15 protein-coding genes and 1 other annotated feature are annotated in these 15680 nt (G+C 41.9%); all 15 genes read right to left on the bottom strand.

Annotated features, from left to right (window positions below; genetic code table 11):
- Positions 1-49: 49 nt before the first annotated feature.
- The 15 genes from V7161_RS18865 to V7161_RS18795 all read right to left on the bottom strand — a co-directional run bounded on the left by V7161_RS18865 (position 50) and on the right by V7161_RS18795 (position 15284).
- Complete coding sequence (locus tag V7161_RS18865; RefSeq protein ID WP_223595889.1) at positions 50-559, bottom strand: NYN domain-containing protein; 510 nt, start codon at positions 557-559, stop codon at positions 50-52.
- Positions 560-561: 2 nt separating this feature from the next.
- Positions 562-1305, bottom strand: coding sequence for a 23S rRNA (guanosine(2251)-2'-O)-methyltransferase RlmB (rlmB, locus tag V7161_RS18860; RefSeq protein WP_223595891.1), 744 nt, complete (start codon positions 1303-1305; stop codon positions 562-564).
- Positions 1302-1727 (bottom strand): Mini-ribonuclease 3, encoded by a 426-nt coding sequence (locus V7161_RS18855; protein WP_289989286.1) that lies wholly within the window; start codon positions 1725-1727, stop codon positions 1302-1304. Before V7161_RS18855 ends, rlmB begins: the two co-directional genes overlap by 4 nt.
- A 4-nt stretch (positions 1728-1731) precedes the next feature.
- Entirely contained in the window at positions 1732-3129 is a 1398-nt protein-coding gene (cysS, locus tag V7161_RS18850; RefSeq protein ID WP_335714482.1) for a cysteine--tRNA ligase, read from the bottom strand.
- Positions 3110-3778, bottom strand: a complete 669-nt coding sequence (cysE, locus tag V7161_RS18845) for a serine O-acetyltransferase (protein WP_223595897.1) — start codon at positions 3776-3778, stop codon at positions 3110-3112. The genes cysS and cysE overlap by 20 nt, the downstream gene beginning before the upstream one ends.
- A 51-nt stretch (positions 3779-3829) precedes the next feature.
- Positions 3830-4061, bottom strand: a binding site (T-box leader).
- Positions 4062-4107: 46 nt separating this feature from the next.
- Positions 4108-5565 carry a glutamate--tRNA ligase gene (gene gltX, locus V7161_RS18840; RefSeq protein WP_335714481.1) on the bottom strand — a complete coding sequence of 486 codons (1458 nt, stop codon included), beginning with the start codon at positions 5563-5565 and terminating at the stop codon, positions 4108-4110.
- Between the two features lie 51 nt (positions 5566-5616).
- Entirely contained in the window at positions 5617-6093 is a 477-nt protein-coding gene (gene ispF / locus V7161_RS18835; RefSeq protein WP_335714480.1) for a 2-C-methyl-D-erythritol 2,4-cyclodiphosphate synthase, read from the bottom strand.
- Positions 6094-6174: 81 nt separating this feature from the next.
- Positions 6175-6876 carry a 2-C-methyl-D-erythritol 4-phosphate cytidylyltransferase gene (ispD, locus tag V7161_RS18830; RefSeq protein WP_335714479.1) on the bottom strand — a complete coding sequence of 234 codons (702 nt, stop codon included), beginning with the start codon at positions 6874-6876 and terminating at the stop codon, positions 6175-6177.
- Positions 6877-6890: 14 nt separating this feature from the next.
- Complete coding sequence (locus V7161_RS18825; protein ID WP_335714478.1) at positions 6891-7979, bottom strand: PIN/TRAM domain-containing protein; 1089 nt, start codon at positions 7977-7979, stop codon at positions 6891-6893.
- A 162-nt stretch (positions 7980-8141) separates the two neighbouring features.
- Complete coding sequence (disA, locus tag V7161_RS18820; RefSeq protein ID WP_335714477.1) at positions 8142-9215, bottom strand: DNA integrity scanning diadenylate cyclase DisA; 1074 nt, start codon at positions 9213-9215, stop codon at positions 8142-8144.
- Between the two features lie 3 nt (positions 9216-9218).
- Positions 9219-10601 carry a DNA repair protein RadA gene (gene radA, locus V7161_RS18815; RefSeq protein WP_335714476.1) on the bottom strand — a complete coding sequence of 461 codons (1383 nt, stop codon included), beginning with the start codon at positions 10599-10601 and terminating at the stop codon, positions 9219-9221.
- A 114-nt stretch (positions 10602-10715) separates the two neighbouring features.
- Positions 10716-13157 carry an ATP-dependent protease ATP-binding subunit ClpC gene (clpC, locus tag V7161_RS18810; protein WP_289989277.1) on the bottom strand — a complete coding sequence of 814 codons (2442 nt, stop codon included), beginning with the start codon at positions 13155-13157 and terminating at the stop codon, positions 10716-10718.
- A gap of 4 nt (positions 13158-13161) precedes the next feature.
- The gene (locus tag V7161_RS18805; RefSeq protein WP_335714475.1) at positions 13162-14244 is read right to left on the bottom strand and encodes a protein arginine kinase; all 1083 of its coding nucleotides are present in this window, start codon (positions 14242-14244) and stop codon (positions 13162-13164) included.
- A gap of 4 nt (positions 14245-14248) precedes the next feature.
- The gene (locus V7161_RS18800) at positions 14249-14797 is read right to left on the bottom strand and encodes a UvrB/UvrC motif-containing protein (protein WP_335714474.1); all 549 of its coding nucleotides are present in this window, start codon (positions 14795-14797) and stop codon (positions 14249-14251) included.
- 25 nt (positions 14798-14822) lie between these two features.
- Complete coding sequence (locus tag V7161_RS18795; RefSeq protein ID WP_335714473.1) at positions 14823-15284, bottom strand: CtsR family transcriptional regulator; 462 nt, start codon at positions 15282-15284, stop codon at positions 14823-14825.
- Positions 15285-15680 lie beyond the last annotated feature (396 nt).

The following is a 15680-nucleotide window of genomic DNA, read 5'->3' as shown; positions in this document are numbered from 1 at the left end:
AAGCATAGATAGGTATTATTATACATGACAAACTATGAAAATACTATGCTCATTTCTGCCCTCTGCGCCATTTTTCAAAAATTTCCGCCATTTCATCGCTAATCGGTATTTTGGAAACAGGTTTCTTTTCTTGGATCTTCTTCACTTTCTTTTCGATGCCCTTCTCAATGGAAGACATTTCAACAAGGAGCTCACGAGCGGATTTTCTTAGCGCCCCTTGTCCAAAAATAGCCCATTGTTCTGTAAAATCGGAGGTCGCCACATGAATTTGTGTTCTTCGATTATTTAAACTAATGGCCATTTTTTCTATCCGCTCATCAGCTGTTTCATTTTCTTTTGTAAAAATCACTTCTACTTTATGGTTTTTATATTTTTTTTCCGTCCCTTGTACATAGTGGGCATCAAAAACAACAATAACGCGATAACCAGAAACGGCTTGATATTCAGCCATTCTTTCAACTAAGCGGTCTCTAGCAGCAGGGAGGTCACGGTCCTTTAACTCCCTTAGTTCTGGCCAGGCTCCGATAATGTTGTATCCGTCAACTAGCAGGATATCCATGGCTATCCCTCTAATTTATGACGTTTTCGATATACCTCATACATCAGCAAGGCAGCCGCAACAGAAGCATTTAAGGATGTAACTTTTCCGGCCATCGGTAAATGGATGAGAAAATCACATTTATCGCGAATCAGCCTTCCCATTCCTTTCCCTTCACTGCCAATGACTAAACCAAGCGGAAGTGTTCCATCCATTTGCCGGTAATCTTGTTTTCCTTTCGCATCAGTACCGGCAATCCATACACCGCGTTCCTTTAATTCCTCAATCGTTCGCGCCATATTCGTGACACGGACAACCGGGATATATTCAATTGCACCCGTCGAGGCCTTGGCAACCGTCGCCGTAAGGCCAACGGCCCTGCGCTTCGGGATAATGATGCCATGAGCTCCAACAGCATCGGCCGTCCTCATAATCGACCCGAGGTTGTGAGGATCCTCAATTTCATCAAGCAATAAAAAGAAAGGAGGTTCGTTTTTCTTTTCTGCCGCAGCAAACAAATCATCCATTTCGGCATATTGATAGGCCGCAACATAAGCAAGGACTCCTTGATGATTTTGGTCCGTCACTTGGTCAATTTTTTTCTTTGGGACAAATTGCACAAGCACGTTCGCTTCTTTTGCCAATTGAGTCACTTGCTGCATCTGGCCGCGCTGTGAACCTTCTGCAATTAAAATTTTATTAATATCCCGTCCTGATTTCAGTGCTTCCATAACCGGATTTTTCCCAATGATGTATTCCTGGTTCATCCTTTTTCCTCCTTTCTTTTTTCATCAACATATAAAAATGCCTTCTGAATGAGTTCCTCTAAACGAGTGATATGATCCGTTAAGTATAAATAACCCATCAACGCCTCAAAAGCAGTACTGTAACGATAAGTTTGAACATCGGTGTTTTTGGGGACAGTTCCTGACTTAGCGTTCCTGCCGCGCATGACGACAGCCATTTCTTCTTCATTTAAGAGATGATCATCCATCATTTGAAAAAGAATTTGACTCTGCGCTTTCGCCGATACATATCTTGTACCAGCCCGGTGAAGCTGATGGGGCCGAACCTGGCCCCCGTACAAAAGATGACGCCTGACATATGTTTCAAAAATAGCATCACCCATGTAAGCAAGGGCGAGACTATTCAATTGTTTAGCGTCGATTGATTGTTCATAATCAAGCATTGAATTAGCCTCTTTTCCATCTGGTACCCTGTGGTGTATCCTCTAAAATAATATTCATATCCTTCAATTGGTCACGAATTTGGTCAGACAATTGGAAGTTTCGGTCCTTACGTGCCTGGATGCGTTTTTCAATTAAGGCATCAATCTCTTCGTCGAGCATTTCTTCTTTTTCCATCGTCAAACCAAGCACCTGAAAAAGCTCTTCAAATTGTTTGGTAAAGGCATCAATGACTTCTATTGCTGTATTTTTTTCTAATAGATAATAATTGGCCAGCTTGGAAAGATCAAAAAGAACTGAAATGGCTTTTGCTGTATTAAAATCATCATCCATCGCTTCAATAAACTGCTCGCGTAAAGCGGCTATTTTTTCAAGCCACTCTTGATTATTATGAGTCAAGTCAGTACTTGCTTCCTTGCGGTGTTTTAAATTTTGGTATGAGGTCGTTAAGCGTTCGAGCGCAGCCTTCGTGCTCTCTAATAATTCCTCACTATAGTTAATTGGATTGCGATAATGGACGGACAGCATGAAAAATCTTACTACCTGTGGATTATGCTGCTTGATAATGTCATGCACTAAGACGAAGTTGCCAAGTGACTTTGACATTTTTTCATTATCAATATTGATATAGCCGTTGTGCATCCAGTAGCGGGAAAATAGCTTACCTGAAAGTGCTTCTGACTGGGCAATCTCATTTTCATGATGAGGGAAGGTTAAATCCTGTCCGCCTGCATGAATATCAATTGTGTCACCAAGATATTTTTTCGCCATTGCCGAACATTCGATATGCCAGCCTGGACGGCCAATGCCCCACGGGCTTTCCCAGTAGATTTCCCCTTCCTTTGCCGCTTTCCATAGGGCAAAATCTAAATCATCCTGTTTTTTATCGCCTACTTCAATTCTTGCGCCAACCTGCAGATCATCAATCGATTGGTGGGAAAGCTTGCCGTATTCATCGAAGCTTCTAGTACGGAAATAGACATCTCCTTCGGATTCATAAGCGTAGCCTTTCTCAACTAACTGGCTGATAAAATCAATGATGATATCCATATTTTCCATAACGCGTGGATGGACATCCGCCTTTTTGCAGCCTAACGCCGAAACATCTTCAAAATAAGCATTGATAAATCGTTCTGCTACTGTTGGAACATCCGTCCCTAATTGATTGGCAGCACGGATTAATTTATCGTCGACATCCGTAAAATTGGACACATACTGCACATCAAAACCGCGGAATTCTAAATAGCGGCGCACCGTATCAAACACGATTGCCGGGCGGGCATTGCCTATATGAATATAATTATAGACAGTCGGCCCGCAAACATACATTTTTACTTTCCCTTCCTCAAGCGGAATGAAATCTTCCTTTTTGCGAGTGAGTGTATTATAAAGTTGAATGGCCATTGACCTTTATCCTTTCTTCCTTCAATTCTTCGAGTTCTACTTTTAACTGGTTTAGTTCAAATTGCATATCCCGCAGACGATCAGCAACTGGATCCGGCAGGTCGCAATGATTGAAATCTTTATTAATCCGCTTGCCATCCTGAATGACAACTCTTCCCGGCACCCCTACAACCGTTGAGTTTGGCGGTACTTCCTTTAATACGACTGAACCTGCACCGATTTTGGAATTTTCCCCTACCGTAATCGAACCGAGAACTTTCGCACCGGTGGCAATGAGGGCATTATCCTTAATAGTAGGATGCCTCTTTCCTTTTTCTTTACCAGTACCTCCGAGCGTAACCCCTTGGAAAACAGTAACATTATCGCCGATTTCACATGTTTCACCGATGACAACTCCCATCCCGTGATCGATGAAAAATCTCCTGCCTATTTTTGCCCCCGGATGGATTTCAATTCCCGTAAAAAAGCGGCTGATTTGGGAAACAACCCGGGCTAAGAAAAATAATTTCCGTTTAAAGAGTGCATGGGCAACGCGATGTGCCCAAATAGCATGTAAGCCTGAATAGGTTAGAACCACTTCTAAATAGCTTCGTGCTGCTGGATCCTGCTCAAAAACAACTTCAATATCCTCCCTCATCCTTCTAAACATTAGCCATTTCCCCCTTGTTTTTGTAAAAATAAAAAACGCCCCTGTCATAACGACAGAGACGCTTATGCGTGGTTCCACTCTGATTAGACTGTAAGCTAATCGCTTACTAATCTCACTCTTACTTGTTAACGGAATTGTTCCGCCCAAATCTACAGGAGTTGACTCTTTCGAACTGGGGCTCAGAGGTGCATTTCAATCAATGAGAGGCTTAAACCACTTTCAGCCGGTGATGGTTCTCTCTAAAAAGCATCATTTATCTACTTTTCCTCTTCGTCGCTTTAATATATAAAAAATTCTTACATATACTATATTACATTTTGTCTGTAATGTTAACTAATAATTTTATTAATTCTCATTTGGACCTTTTGCTTGCCTAAAAGTTCAATTGCCTGAGGGAGATCTGGTCCATGGGTTTGGCCTGTCACCGCAGCACGAATCGGCATGAACAGATTTTTTCCTTTTTGACCAGTGGATTTTTGAACAGCCTTCATGGCTGCCTTAATGCCATCTGCCTCGAAGCTTTCGAGTTGATCGAGTTCTTGGGAGAATGCCTTTAAAACTTCTGGAACCTGCTCACCTGTCAGTATTTCCCTTGCATCATCCTCATATACTGCTTCGTCTGTAAAGAACATATCGGACAGCTCGACGATTTCGGCGCCAAAGCTCATTTTTTCCTGTAAAAGCGCAACTAAGCCATGTACCCAGTTTCTCTCTTCTTCGGTCGGATTTCCGCTGATGCGACCTGCTTTCATTAAATGAGGCAGCGCTAGTTCCACAACCCGGTCAACATCAATCTTTTTCATATATTGATTGTTCATCCAGGTAAGCTTTTGTTTATCAAATAATGCCGGTGATTTTGACAGTCGGTTGGCATCAAATATTTCAATAAATTCAGCCTTAGAATATAGTTCCTCTTCACCTGCTGGCGACCAGCCAAGTAAGGTAATAAAGTTAAATAAAGCTTCCGGCAAATAGCCTAATTCCTCGTATTGCTCAATGAATTGAATAATCGATTCATCGCGCTTGCTTAACTTTTTGCGGCTTTCGTTGACAATTAAGGTCATATGTCCAAAAATAGGCGGTTCCCAGCCTAATGCTTCATATACCATCAGCTGCTTTGGTGTGTTCGAGATATGATCATCTCCGCGAAGGACATGAGAAATTTTCATTAAATGATCATCAATGGCAACTGCAAAGTTATAGGTAGGCGTTCCATCTTTTTTAACGATGACCCAGTCACCCATTCCTTCTGATTCAAAGGAAACGACGCCTTTAACCATATCATCAAAGGTATAGGTTTTTCCTTCAGGAACGGCAATACGGAGGCTTGGCTCGCGGCCTTCACTTTCCAGCTGCTGACGCTCTTCCGGAGTCAAATGACGGCATTTCCCGGAATAATGCGGCGTTTCGCCTCTTTCCGTCTGTGCTTCACGCTCTGCTTCAAGCTCCGCCTCTGTACAATAACACTTATAAGCGTGGCCCTGATCTAATAATTGATTATAGTATGTTTCATAAATATCGTTTCTTTCAGATTGACGATAGGGACCATACTCGCCACCTACATCGACACTTTCATCCCAATCCATACCAAGCCATTTTAAGTATTTTAATTGGCTTTCTTCTCCGCCCTCGATATTCCGCTTTTTATCGGTATCTTCAATCCTGATGATAAATTTCCCGCCTTTGCTGCGTGCGTATAAATAATTAAATAACGCAGTACGGGCGTTTCCGATATGTAAATGTCCTGTCGGACTAGGTGCATACCTTACACGAACTTCGTTTGACATGATTTATAATGCCTCCATGTTAATTCAGATGGTTTTCAACTGACTATTTTATCACTTCTTTTTCAATAAAACTACTGCTTGGGAGGCAATGCCTTCCCCTCTACCCGTGAAGCCAAGCTTTTCTGTTGTTGTTGCCTTTACATTGATCTGTTCCGGATCAGCTTCTAACAATTCAGCAATCCGTACGCGCATCTGCTCAATATAAGGAGCCATTTTCGGCTTCTGGGCTATGATTGTACAATCGGCATTCACTAGCTCATAGCCTTTTTCTTTTACTAACTGCCATACATGCTCCATCAGCTTAGCGGAGTCTGCATCCTTGAAATTCGGGTCAGTATCAGGGAAATGCTTGCCGATATCCCCTGCCCCAATTGCACCCAGACAGGCATCAGACACCGTATGCAATAATACGTCTGCATCGGAGTGACCTAACAGCCCCTTTTCGTAGGGGATGGTAATACCGCCAATAATAAGCGGCCGCCCCTCCGTTAATTGATGAACATCGAAGCCTTGACCAATTCGAAACATGATTAAAAACTCCTTTTTTTCTATTGTCTAGCTAAAGCGCCTAGCAAAAAATGAACTACTTTTTTCCCTACAAAAAATGAACTACTTTTTTCCCTGATCAAGGCGCTTCCGCTTTTCTAGTATCGCTTCCGCAAAGAATAGATCTTCAGGTGTTGTCAGCTTGATATTATCGTAATCACCTTCGACCATGGCTACAGGATGGTTGAGGCGTTCAACTAAACTCGCATCATCTGTGCCAAGAAACTGGTCCTTCTCAGCATTTTCATAGGCCTCTTTAAGCAGCGAAATACGAAAAGCTTGCGGGGTTTGAACAGCCCACAAGCTTGAACGTTCGACAGTTTCAGCAACAATACCATCCTGAACCTTTTTCATCGTGTCCTTCGCAGGTACTCCGATAATGGCAGCACCTGTTTCAACTGCCTTCTCTGTTAAACGATGAATATGCTCTTTTTGAATAAATGGTCTTGCTGCATCATGAACAAGAATAACCCCTGCGCATTTCACTGTTTTCAGTGCATTATAGATACTATGCTGACGTTCCTTTCCACCAGGAACTAAATTGATAACTTTTTTGATTTTGTGCTTTTTTAACAAAGCTATAAATTCCGCTTCATCTTGAGGATGAATGGCAAGAATGATGCCATCGCAGGCCTCGTCTTCATCAAACACCCTTAAGGTATGAATGAGAACTGGAATTTCATTAAGTGTGAGCAGCAGTTTATTTTTCCCCGCTCCCATTCTTTTTCCCTGGCCCGCAGCTGGGAGAATGACTTGGTAAGACATATAAATACCTCAATCTATAAAGCTTTTTCTAATAATTTCGGTTTAGCAAAAATCATTCGGCCGGCAGAAGTCTGAAGGACACTCGTAACCAGAACCTCAATTCTTTTCCCGATATATTCTCTTCCCTCTTCTACGACAATCATTGTTCCATCATCTAAATAAGCAACGCCTTGATGATATTCTTTTCCGTCTTTAATAACTTGAACCGTTAATTCCTCCCCTGGAAGAACAACCGGCTTAACGGCATTGGCTAAATCATTAATATTTAATACAGAGACGTTCTGCAATTCACATACTTTATTAAGATTAAAATCATTGGTAACAAGAATACCATTTGTAATTTTCGCCAGCTTGACAAGCTTTGAATCCACTTCACTAATCTCTTCAAAATCGCCCTCGTAAATTTCAACTTTAATGGCGAGCTCCTTTTGAATTCTGTTTAAAATATCCAAGCCTCGTCGGCCGCGATTTCTCTTTAAGACATCAGAAGAGTCTGCAATATGCTGCAATTCCGCCAAAACAAACTGGGGAATCACAATCGTCCCTTCTAAAAATCCTGTTTGGCAAATATCAGCAACACGTCCATCGATAATGACACTTGTATCTAATATTTTTAAAGATTCCTTAGCTTCCTTTTCAGTCTCTTCTTCCGATGACTTTTTCTTGCTGCTGCCCTTTCCAAAAAGACCTAAGAGCTCATCCCGTTTTTTAAAGCCCACTTGAAAGCCTAAGTAACCAAATAAGAGAGTCAGCATAATGGGTGCAACCGCATTTAACACCGGCACCTGAACAGCGTTTAGCGCAAAGCCGACTAAAAAGGCAACCAACAGACCAAAAATGAGACCTAGACTGCCAAACAAAACATCCGTAACAGGAATTTTCACCAATGAATCTTCAGCCCATGTAATAAAATTAAACACATAATCTACTGCCCAAAAGGTAATAAGATAAAAAATAATAGCACCTAAAATAGCAGTGACATAAGAATTATTAAGAACGGGAATGTCATTAATATGAAGTAGATTGAACAAATTCGGTAAAAACAAGATCCCAAGCGTACCACCTATTATGAGGAAGCAAGCCTGCACAATTCGTTTTAACATTCCTTCACCTCCTCTACTCATTATAAACAGATTCGTAAGTTTGAAACCTTGAAATGTTGATTATTTTTCCAAATTGTAATGGTCTTGAAATAAAGTAGTGTTGTTAAAATCTTACTCCTCATAGGGTAGCATTGGAAAATTTTTGTGTCAAATAATTACCAATTACAAATGGCGGTCCGTATAGAGCCGCTCTTTAATCAATTTAAATCCTTCTTTAATTTTCTTGGCCCGAACCTCGCCAATTCCCTCAACTTCGTCCAGTTCTTCAACGGTGGCAGGAATAATATTGGAAAGCTCATCGAAACAAGTGATGAGGTTTTCGATAATGATGGCTGGCAGCCGCGGTATTTTATTCAGAATCCGATAACCACGAGGATTTTTATTTTCATCTAAATGAACATACCCTAGGTAGCCCATTAGCTTTAATAACACCATATCTTCAATCGTACCGCTATTGGCCAGCACCTGCATCCTTTGAAGGACCTCACGGGCTTTCACATCGCGATCATAGGCATAGTCCTTGATAATCAACATGATTTCCTCTTCAAGCTCCGTCAAAATTTCATTCATTTGCAAGCGGATAAGCCTGCCTTCTGTCCCCAGTTCATACAAGTAGGTTAATAGTTCATTTTTAATTTTTAATACCATCTCGAACCGATGAAGAACCAGTAAAAAATCATTATATGTAACTGATTCCTCAAACTCTAAAATACTTAAATTGGTAATACTCTGTTCCAAAACCGCTTTATATTTCTCTAGTGTTTGAATGGCTTGATTGGCTTTCGTTAAAATAACCGCAATATCTTTTAACGCATAACGAAGATTTCCTTGATACAAGGTAATGACATTTCGTCTTTGTGAAATAGCTATGACTAGAGCTTTCGTTTGTTTGGCAGCTCTCTCAGCCGTACGGTGCCGCATCCCCGTTTCAGTCGAGGTAATATCCGCGTCAGGCGCAAGCTGGGCATTTGCGAATAGAATTTTATTTCCGGTTTCATTTAGAATAATGGCTCCATCCATTTTGGCCAATTCATATAAAAAGCTTGGCGAAAAAGGACAGTTGATTGCAAAGCCGCCGTCGACAATACTTTTAACCTTATCGTTATACCCAATTACAATGAGCCCCCCAGTATTGGCTCTCAGAACATTATCAATGCCATCACGAAGAGGCGTACCCGGGGCAATAAGCTGTAATACATCACTAACAGTATGTTCGCCAAGCTTTTTATGATCCATCCGCTACTCCCCCAACGCAGCTTTTAGTGCTTCGCTTACTGACGAAACACCAATTAGTTCAACTCCTGCCGTCCCTTTCCAGCCGCTTAAATTATTGGCTGGCAGGATAACCCGCTCAAATCCAAGCTTTGCAGCTTCCTGGACGCGCTGCTCGATTCTTGATACCCGTCTAACCTCACCGGTCAGCCCCACTTCACCGATAATGCAATCGGTCGGCCTAGTCGGTTTATCTCTAAAGCTCGAGGCGATGCTGACCGCTACAGCTAAATCAATTGCCGGCTCATCCAATTTTACGCCGCCGGCAACCTTTAAATAGGCATCTTGATTTTGCAGGAGCATTCCCACTCGTTTCTCGAGGACGGCCATTAATAGCGGCACTCGGTTATGGTCGATTCCGGTTGCCATTCTGCGCGGGTTTCCGAAGCTAGTTGGAGAGATTAACGCCTGGATTTCTACAAGAACAGGGCGTGTTCCTTCCATCGAGGCCACCACCGTAGACCCTGCCGCCCCCCTTGAACGTTCTTCCAGAAAAATTTCAGATGGGTTTTCTACTTCCTCGAGGCCAAACTCCTTCATTTCAAAAATACCCATTTCATTTGTAGAGCCAAAGCGATTTTTGACTGCCCGTAATATTCGATACGTATGGTGCCGCTCTCCTTCAAAATAAAGCACCGTATCCACCATATGCTCTAATAGTCTCGGACCGGCAATGGAGCCTTCCTTGGTGACGTGCCCAACGATAAAAATGGCGATCCCTTTCGTTTTTCCAATTCTCATGAGTTCAGAGGTACACTCACGGACCTGAGAAACGCTCCCCGGTGCTGAAGTAATATCCGGGTGGAAGACGGTTTGGATGGAATCGATGATGACGAAACTTGGGTTCGTACTATCAATCGTTCGATTAATTTCTTCGAGATTTGTTTCCGCATAGACAAGCAGATTTTCTGATTTGATTCCCAAACGTTCAGCACGGAGTTTGGTTTGCCTCAATGATTCCTCACCCGATATGTACAAAACCTGATTGCCTTTACCCGCCAGCTGGGAGGATACTTGTAGAAGCAGCGTTGATTTACCGATACCCGGGTCCCCGCCAATCAAAACTAAAGAACCTTTAACGACCCCACCGCCGAGAACTCGGTTCAATTCATTTAAATCGGTAAGAATTCTTGGTTCACTTATCATTTCGATTGATGTGATCGGAGTTGGTTTTGATAGGATTGTTGAAGTGCCTTGTGAATGGGCAAAAGCCCCTCTTCTATTCGCACCGGTTACCTCTACTTCCTCGACCATCTTATTCCACGAACCGCACCCTGGACATTTTCCCATCCATTTTGGCGATTCATATCCGCACTCTGAGCACATAAACTTCGTTTTTCGTTTAGCCATTTCTTATCCTTCCTTATAACTGCAAAAATGAAAAAAGAGGTACACGGTTGGACTTTATTCACGTGTACCTCTACTTGAGTAACTACAGTTATTTTTTGCAGAACTTTAACTATTTTATTTCGCTAAGCTTGTTTTCTCAGCCGATTTAACAACAAATTCACCATTATCAACATCTATTATAGCATGGTGGCCTGTTAATAATGTACCTTTTAGCAGTTCTTCAGATAGACGGTCTTCAATATGCTTTTGAATCGCACGTCTTAATGGTCTAGCTCCATATTCTGGGTCGTACCCTTCCTCTGAAATTTTGCCTTTTGCTGCAGGCGTAAGTTCAATTGAAATATTTTGTTCCTTTAAGCGTTTAACTAACTGTTCTGATAATAGAGTGACAATTTCGTCTAAATGCTTCTTCTCGAGTGCATGGAAGACGATGATTTCATCGATACGGTTCAGGAATTCCGGGCGGAAGGCTTTCTTTAACTCCTCCATTACTTTCCCCTTCATATCCTTATAATCCTGGGCACTGTCCTGAATATTAAAGCCGACATATTTGTTGCGTTTCAATGCTTCAGCTCCGACATTGGAGGTCATGATTAAGACGGTATTCCGGAAATCAACCGTTCTTCCTTTGGAATCTGTTAAGCGTCCATCTTCAAGGACTTGAAGAAGGATATTAAATACATCCGGATGTGCTTTTTCAATTTCATCCAGCAAGATGACAGAGTATGGTTTTCTCCGAACCTTCTCGGTTAATTGCCCGCCTTCTTCATAGCCGACATAACCTGGAGGGGATCCGACAAGACGGGAGGTAGAATGCTTCTCCATATACTCAGACATATCAATACGAATCATTGCATCCTCATCGCCAAACATCGCTTCAGCAAGCGCTCGTGCTAATTCAGTTTTTCCGACACCAGTAGGTCCAAGGAAGACGAAGGAACCGATTGGGCGCTTCGGATCTTTTAGCCCCGCTCTCGCACGGCGGACCGCTTTAGACACCGCAATAACAGCTTCCTCTTGACCAATAACACGGGAATGGAGAACTTCCTCTAGATTTAGAAGTTTTGCAGTTTCTGTTTGTTGAAGCTTCGAAACAGGTACTCCCGTCCAGCTGGAAACGACACTGGCAATATCCTCAACGGTTACTTCGTTATTTTCTTTTCCTTGTTTTTCTTTCCACGTTTTCTTCGTTTCTTCGAGCTGTTCACGAAGACGCTGCTCTGTATCTCTTAAGGAAGCTGCTTTTTCAAACTCTTGGCTTTGAACGGCAGAGTCCTTCTCTTTTCTAACATCCTCAAGCTTTACCTCTAATTCTTTTAAATTAGGAGGAGTGGTATAGGAGCGAAGACGTACCTTCGAGCCCGCTTCATCAATTAAATCGATGGCTTTATCAGGCAGGAAGCGGTCCGAAATATAACGGTCCGAAAGCTTTACCGCCGCCTCAATCGCTTCATCAGTGATCGATACACGGTGGTGTGCTTCATAACGATCACGCAGTCCCTCTAAAATTTGAATTGATTCCTCAGCCGTTGGTTCATCAACACGGATTGGTTGGAAACGACGTTCTAAGGCAGCATCTTTTTCAATATATTTACGGTATTCATCAAGCGTCGTAGCTCCGATACATTGAAGCTCACCGCGGGCAAGCGATGGTTTTAAAATATTGGAAGCGTCAATCGCACCTTCCGCACCACCTGCTCCAATTAAGGTATGAAGTTCATCAATGAATAGAATAATATTGCCGGCTTGGCGAATTTCATCCATTACTTTTTTCAGACGATCTTCAAATTCACCGCGGTACTTCGTTCCGGCAACAACGGTTCCCATATCAAGCGTCATGACACGCTTGTCACGGAGGATTTCTGGCACTTCATTATTCACGATTTGCTGGGCAAGCCCTTCTGCAATCGCAGTTTTACCTACACCAGGCTCCCCGATTAAAACCGGGTTATTTTTTGTCCGGCGGCTTAGGACCTCGATAACGCGCTGAATTTCCTTGCTGCGTCCAATTACTGGGTCCAGGCTTCCTTCTCTTGCAATCGCGGTTAAATCACGAGCAAGGCTATCAAGTGTTGGAGTATTAGCGCTTACTGCCCCGCCGCCTTGATGGCCGCCAGATTCATTGCTGCCTAATAATTGAAGGACCTGCTGGCGCGCTTTATTTAAGCTGACACCAAGATTATTAAGTACACGGGCCGCAACCCCTTCTCCCTCACGAATTAAACCAAGGAGAATATGCTCTGTACCGACATAGGAATGGCCTAGTTTACGTGCCTCGTCCATGGAAAGTTCAATGACTTTTTTTGCTCTAGGAGTATAGTGAATGGTTTGAGACGTCTCTTGTCCTTTGCCAATTAAGTTTTCAACTTCTTTTTGGATTTTATCAGAACCTAATCCCAGTCCATAAAGGGCTTTTGCTGCGATCCCTTCTCCTTCACGAATTAACCCTAATAAAATATGCTCTGTCCCAATATTGTTGTGACCAAGACGAATGGCTTCCTCTTGTGCTAAAGCTAAAACTTTTTGTGCTCTCTCAGTAAAACGGCCGAACATCATACTCTCACTCCTCACCTATTTTTTCTTTCTCCAAATTTAGTCGTTCCCGTATTAATGCTGCGCGTCTGATATCTCTCTCATGAGGTCTTAATGGTCCGCCGGCATACTGCTGCAAAAATCCCGGCTGGGTTAATATCATTAATTCATTTAATATCGTTTTTGGCATATCATTGATATACCCCATATCTATTCCAAGCCGAACATCGGATAAACACTTTGCAGCTTCCTTTGATTCAATAATCCGGCTATTAGATAACACGCCCAAGGAGCGGAACACCCTGTCTTCTAATTGTATGTTAGAAGTCTTTCGTAATGCTTCGCGCGCCGACCTTTCTTGCGAAATTAGCTGGCTGACAACGCCCATCAGGTCACGGCTGATATCCTCTTCCGATTTTCCTAATGTAATTTGATTGGAGATTTGAAATATATTCCCCAGCGCCTCACTTCCTTCACCATAAATCCCTCTAACCACCAGTCCTAATTGATGAATGGCAGGAATAATCCGGTTGATTTGCTGGGTTAACATCAGCCCCGGCAAATGCATCATAACGGAAGCGCGTAGGCCTGTTCCTACATTAGTAGGACAGCTAGTTAAATAGCCGTGTTTTTCATCAAAAGCATATTGAATATTACTCTCCAGCCAATCATCAATTTCATTTGCAGCATCCAGTGCTTCTGATAATTGCATGCCTGGGAACAAGCATTGTATTCGGATATGATCCTCTTCATTAATCATAATACTAACTTCTTCATTTTCGGTTAATAGAACTGCACCATATGGTGAATCTTCCGCTAAATGTGGGCTGATTATATGCTTTTCCACCAAGACTCTTTTTTGGAGCGGCTGTATTTCATCAATTTTCAACAATTCCATTTGGCCAAATTTTTGGAACGGCGAAGTTTTTAAAATCTCTTCCATTTCTAAAATAATCTTTTTCGCCTCTTCGTGTGAAAATAAAGTTGGAAAACGATATTCATAAAAATTTCGGGCCAATCGTATTCGAGAACTTAGGACAATATCGGAATCAGGTCCTTCCGCACTCATCCATGAACTGACCGCTTGATTAAGAAAACGTTCGAGTGACACGCCTTTATTCCCCTCCCTCATGGCTGCTTGCTAGTTGTTTTTCTAAGTTCCGTATTTTATCACGAATCTCAGCAGCTTTCTCGAATTCTTCACTGATGATGGAATCTCTTAGTGCGCTTTTCAGTTCATCTAATTGCTTGCGAAGATGAATTCCACCGCCAATTCTTTTAGGGATTTTTCCATTATGTGCCCAGTTGCCGCTGTGAAGACGTCCCAAAACAGGTTTAAGCTGTTCTTTGAAGGTTTCATAGCAATGTGTACAACCGAAACGGCCTACCTTTAAAAATTGAGGAAAAGTCATTGAGCAGCGATCACATTGTAGAACTTCCTCCTGATGAAATGGACTTTGGCTGGGCTTTTTAAAAGAAGGGTCGATATTTAGTAATCCGGCCAACAGATTATTAAATGCGAAACCCGACTCTCCATTAAAAATAAACATTTCGCCTTTTTCCTGAGCACATTTCTCACAAAGATGCACTTCTGTTTTTTCACCATTTATGATTTTTGTAAAATGAAGTGCTGCAGGTCTTTGATTACACTCTTGGCAAATCATACTTTCACCTCTCCAGCAGCTTGAGTTATTTATATTTTAAAGATGTTAGCATAGCTTTTAGCATTCTGGCTCGTAATTCGTCTCGGTGTGGAAGATCAATATATAAAACAGAACGGTCAATGACACTTAACATGATTTTTGCTTCTCTGGTTGTTATAATTTCTTCCTGGACAAGCCTGAGGATGACGTCTTCAGCACTTGTTTGACTAATTCGACTTTGAATCAACGATAGCAAATGGTCGATTAGATGAGCTAAATCATGGGATTGAACCTTCATAATTCGTATATACCCACCGCCTCCTCTTTTACTCTCAACAATGTAACCTCTTTCGATGGTAAAGCGTGTATTGATGACGTAATTGATTTGGGACGGAACGCATTGAAATTTATCGGCGATTTCACTCCGCTTTATTTCAACAAGGTCCTCATCACTCATTTCTAATACTTGCTTCAAATATTTTTCAATAATATCGGAGATGTTTCTCATCTTCCCACCCCCTTTGTTATTATTTTATCTGACTTTGACTATATTTGACATAAATTATACTCATTTTTTTATCTGGATGCAACGTTTCGCTACTAATGATTTTCTCCAAATTCTGCAGATGGGAAACGTGTGAATTTTTTTATGTTGATTTGTTTGTGGTTGATTTGAGTGATTCTGAATGGAGGGTGGGATTGGATGGAGATGATGGGCAGTTTTGATAATTTAACATCTAGCCTTGTTTTGCATATTGCTTATTAAGGACATTTTGTTTCGTTTGATAGTTAATTTTATCCTCAATAAGGGCTATTAGGGACAATTCGATTATTTTAGCCAGAAGTTTTGTCCTTAATGCAAAAAAGACAACCCTCTCGGGTTGTCTTTTTCATGTGCCTGGCA

Source organism: Neobacillus drentensis (assembly GCF_036965425.1).
Lineage (GTDB): Bacteria > Bacillota > Bacilli > Bacillales > Cytobacillaceae > Neobacillus > Neobacillus drentensis_F.
Note: the sequence above shows the minus strand (reverse complement) of the source record. Positions and strands in the feature narration are given on the sequence as shown.

What these genes read in the sequence shown, in the direction of transcription:
- V7161_RS18865 (WP_223595889.1), bottom strand. Translation starts at nt 559, where the DNA reads ATGGATATCCTGCTAGTTGACGGATACAACATTATCGGAGCCTGGCCA.
- rlmB (WP_223595891.1), bottom strand. Translation starts at nt 1,305, where the DNA reads ATGAACCAGGAATACATCATTGGGAAAAATCCGGTTATGGAAGCACTG.
- V7161_RS18855 (WP_289989286.1), bottom strand. Translation starts at nt 1,727, where the DNA reads ATGCTTGATTATGAACAATCAATCGACGCTAAACAATTGAATAGTCTC.
- cysS (WP_335714482.1), bottom strand. Translation starts at nt 3,129, where the DNA reads ATGGCCATTCAACTTTATAATACACTCACTCGCAAAAAGGAAGATTTC.
- cysE (WP_223595897.1), bottom strand. Translation starts at nt 3,778, where the DNA reads ATGTTTAGAAGGATGAGGGAGGATATTGAAGTTGTTTTTGAGCAGGAT.
- gltX (WP_335714481.1), bottom strand. Translation starts at nt 5,565, where the DNA reads ATGTCAAACGAAGTTCGTGTAAGGTATGCACCTAGTCCGACAGGACAT.
- ispF (WP_335714480.1), bottom strand. Translation starts at nt 6,093, where the DNA reads ATGTTTCGAATTGGTCAAGGCTTCGATGTTCATCAATTAACGGAGGGG.
- ispD (WP_335714479.1), bottom strand. Translation starts at nt 6,876, where the DNA reads ATGTCTTACCAAGTCATTCTCCCAGCTGCGGGCCAGGGAAAAAGAATG.
- V7161_RS18825 (WP_335714478.1), bottom strand. Translation starts at nt 7,979, where the DNA reads ATGTTAAAACGAATTGTGCAGGCTTGCTTCCTCATAATAGGTGGTACG.
- disA (WP_335714477.1), bottom strand. Translation starts at nt 9,215, where the DNA reads ATGGATCATAAAAAGCTTGGCGAACATACTGTTAGTGATGTATTACAG.
- radA (WP_335714476.1), bottom strand. Translation starts at nt 10,601, where the DNA reads ATGGCTAAACGAAAAACGAAGTTTATGTGCTCAGAGTGCGGATATGAA.
- clpC (WP_289989277.1), bottom strand. Translation starts at nt 13,157, where the DNA reads ATGATGTTCGGCCGTTTTACTGAGAGAGCACAAAAAGTTTTAGCTTTA.
- V7161_RS18800 (WP_335714474.1), bottom strand. Translation starts at nt 14,797, where the DNA reads ATGATTTGCCAAGAGTGTAATCAAAGACCTGCAGCACTTCATTTTACA.
- V7161_RS18795 (WP_335714473.1), bottom strand. Translation starts at nt 15,284, where the DNA reads ATGAGAAACATCTCCGATATTATTGAAAAATATTTGAAGCAAGTATTA.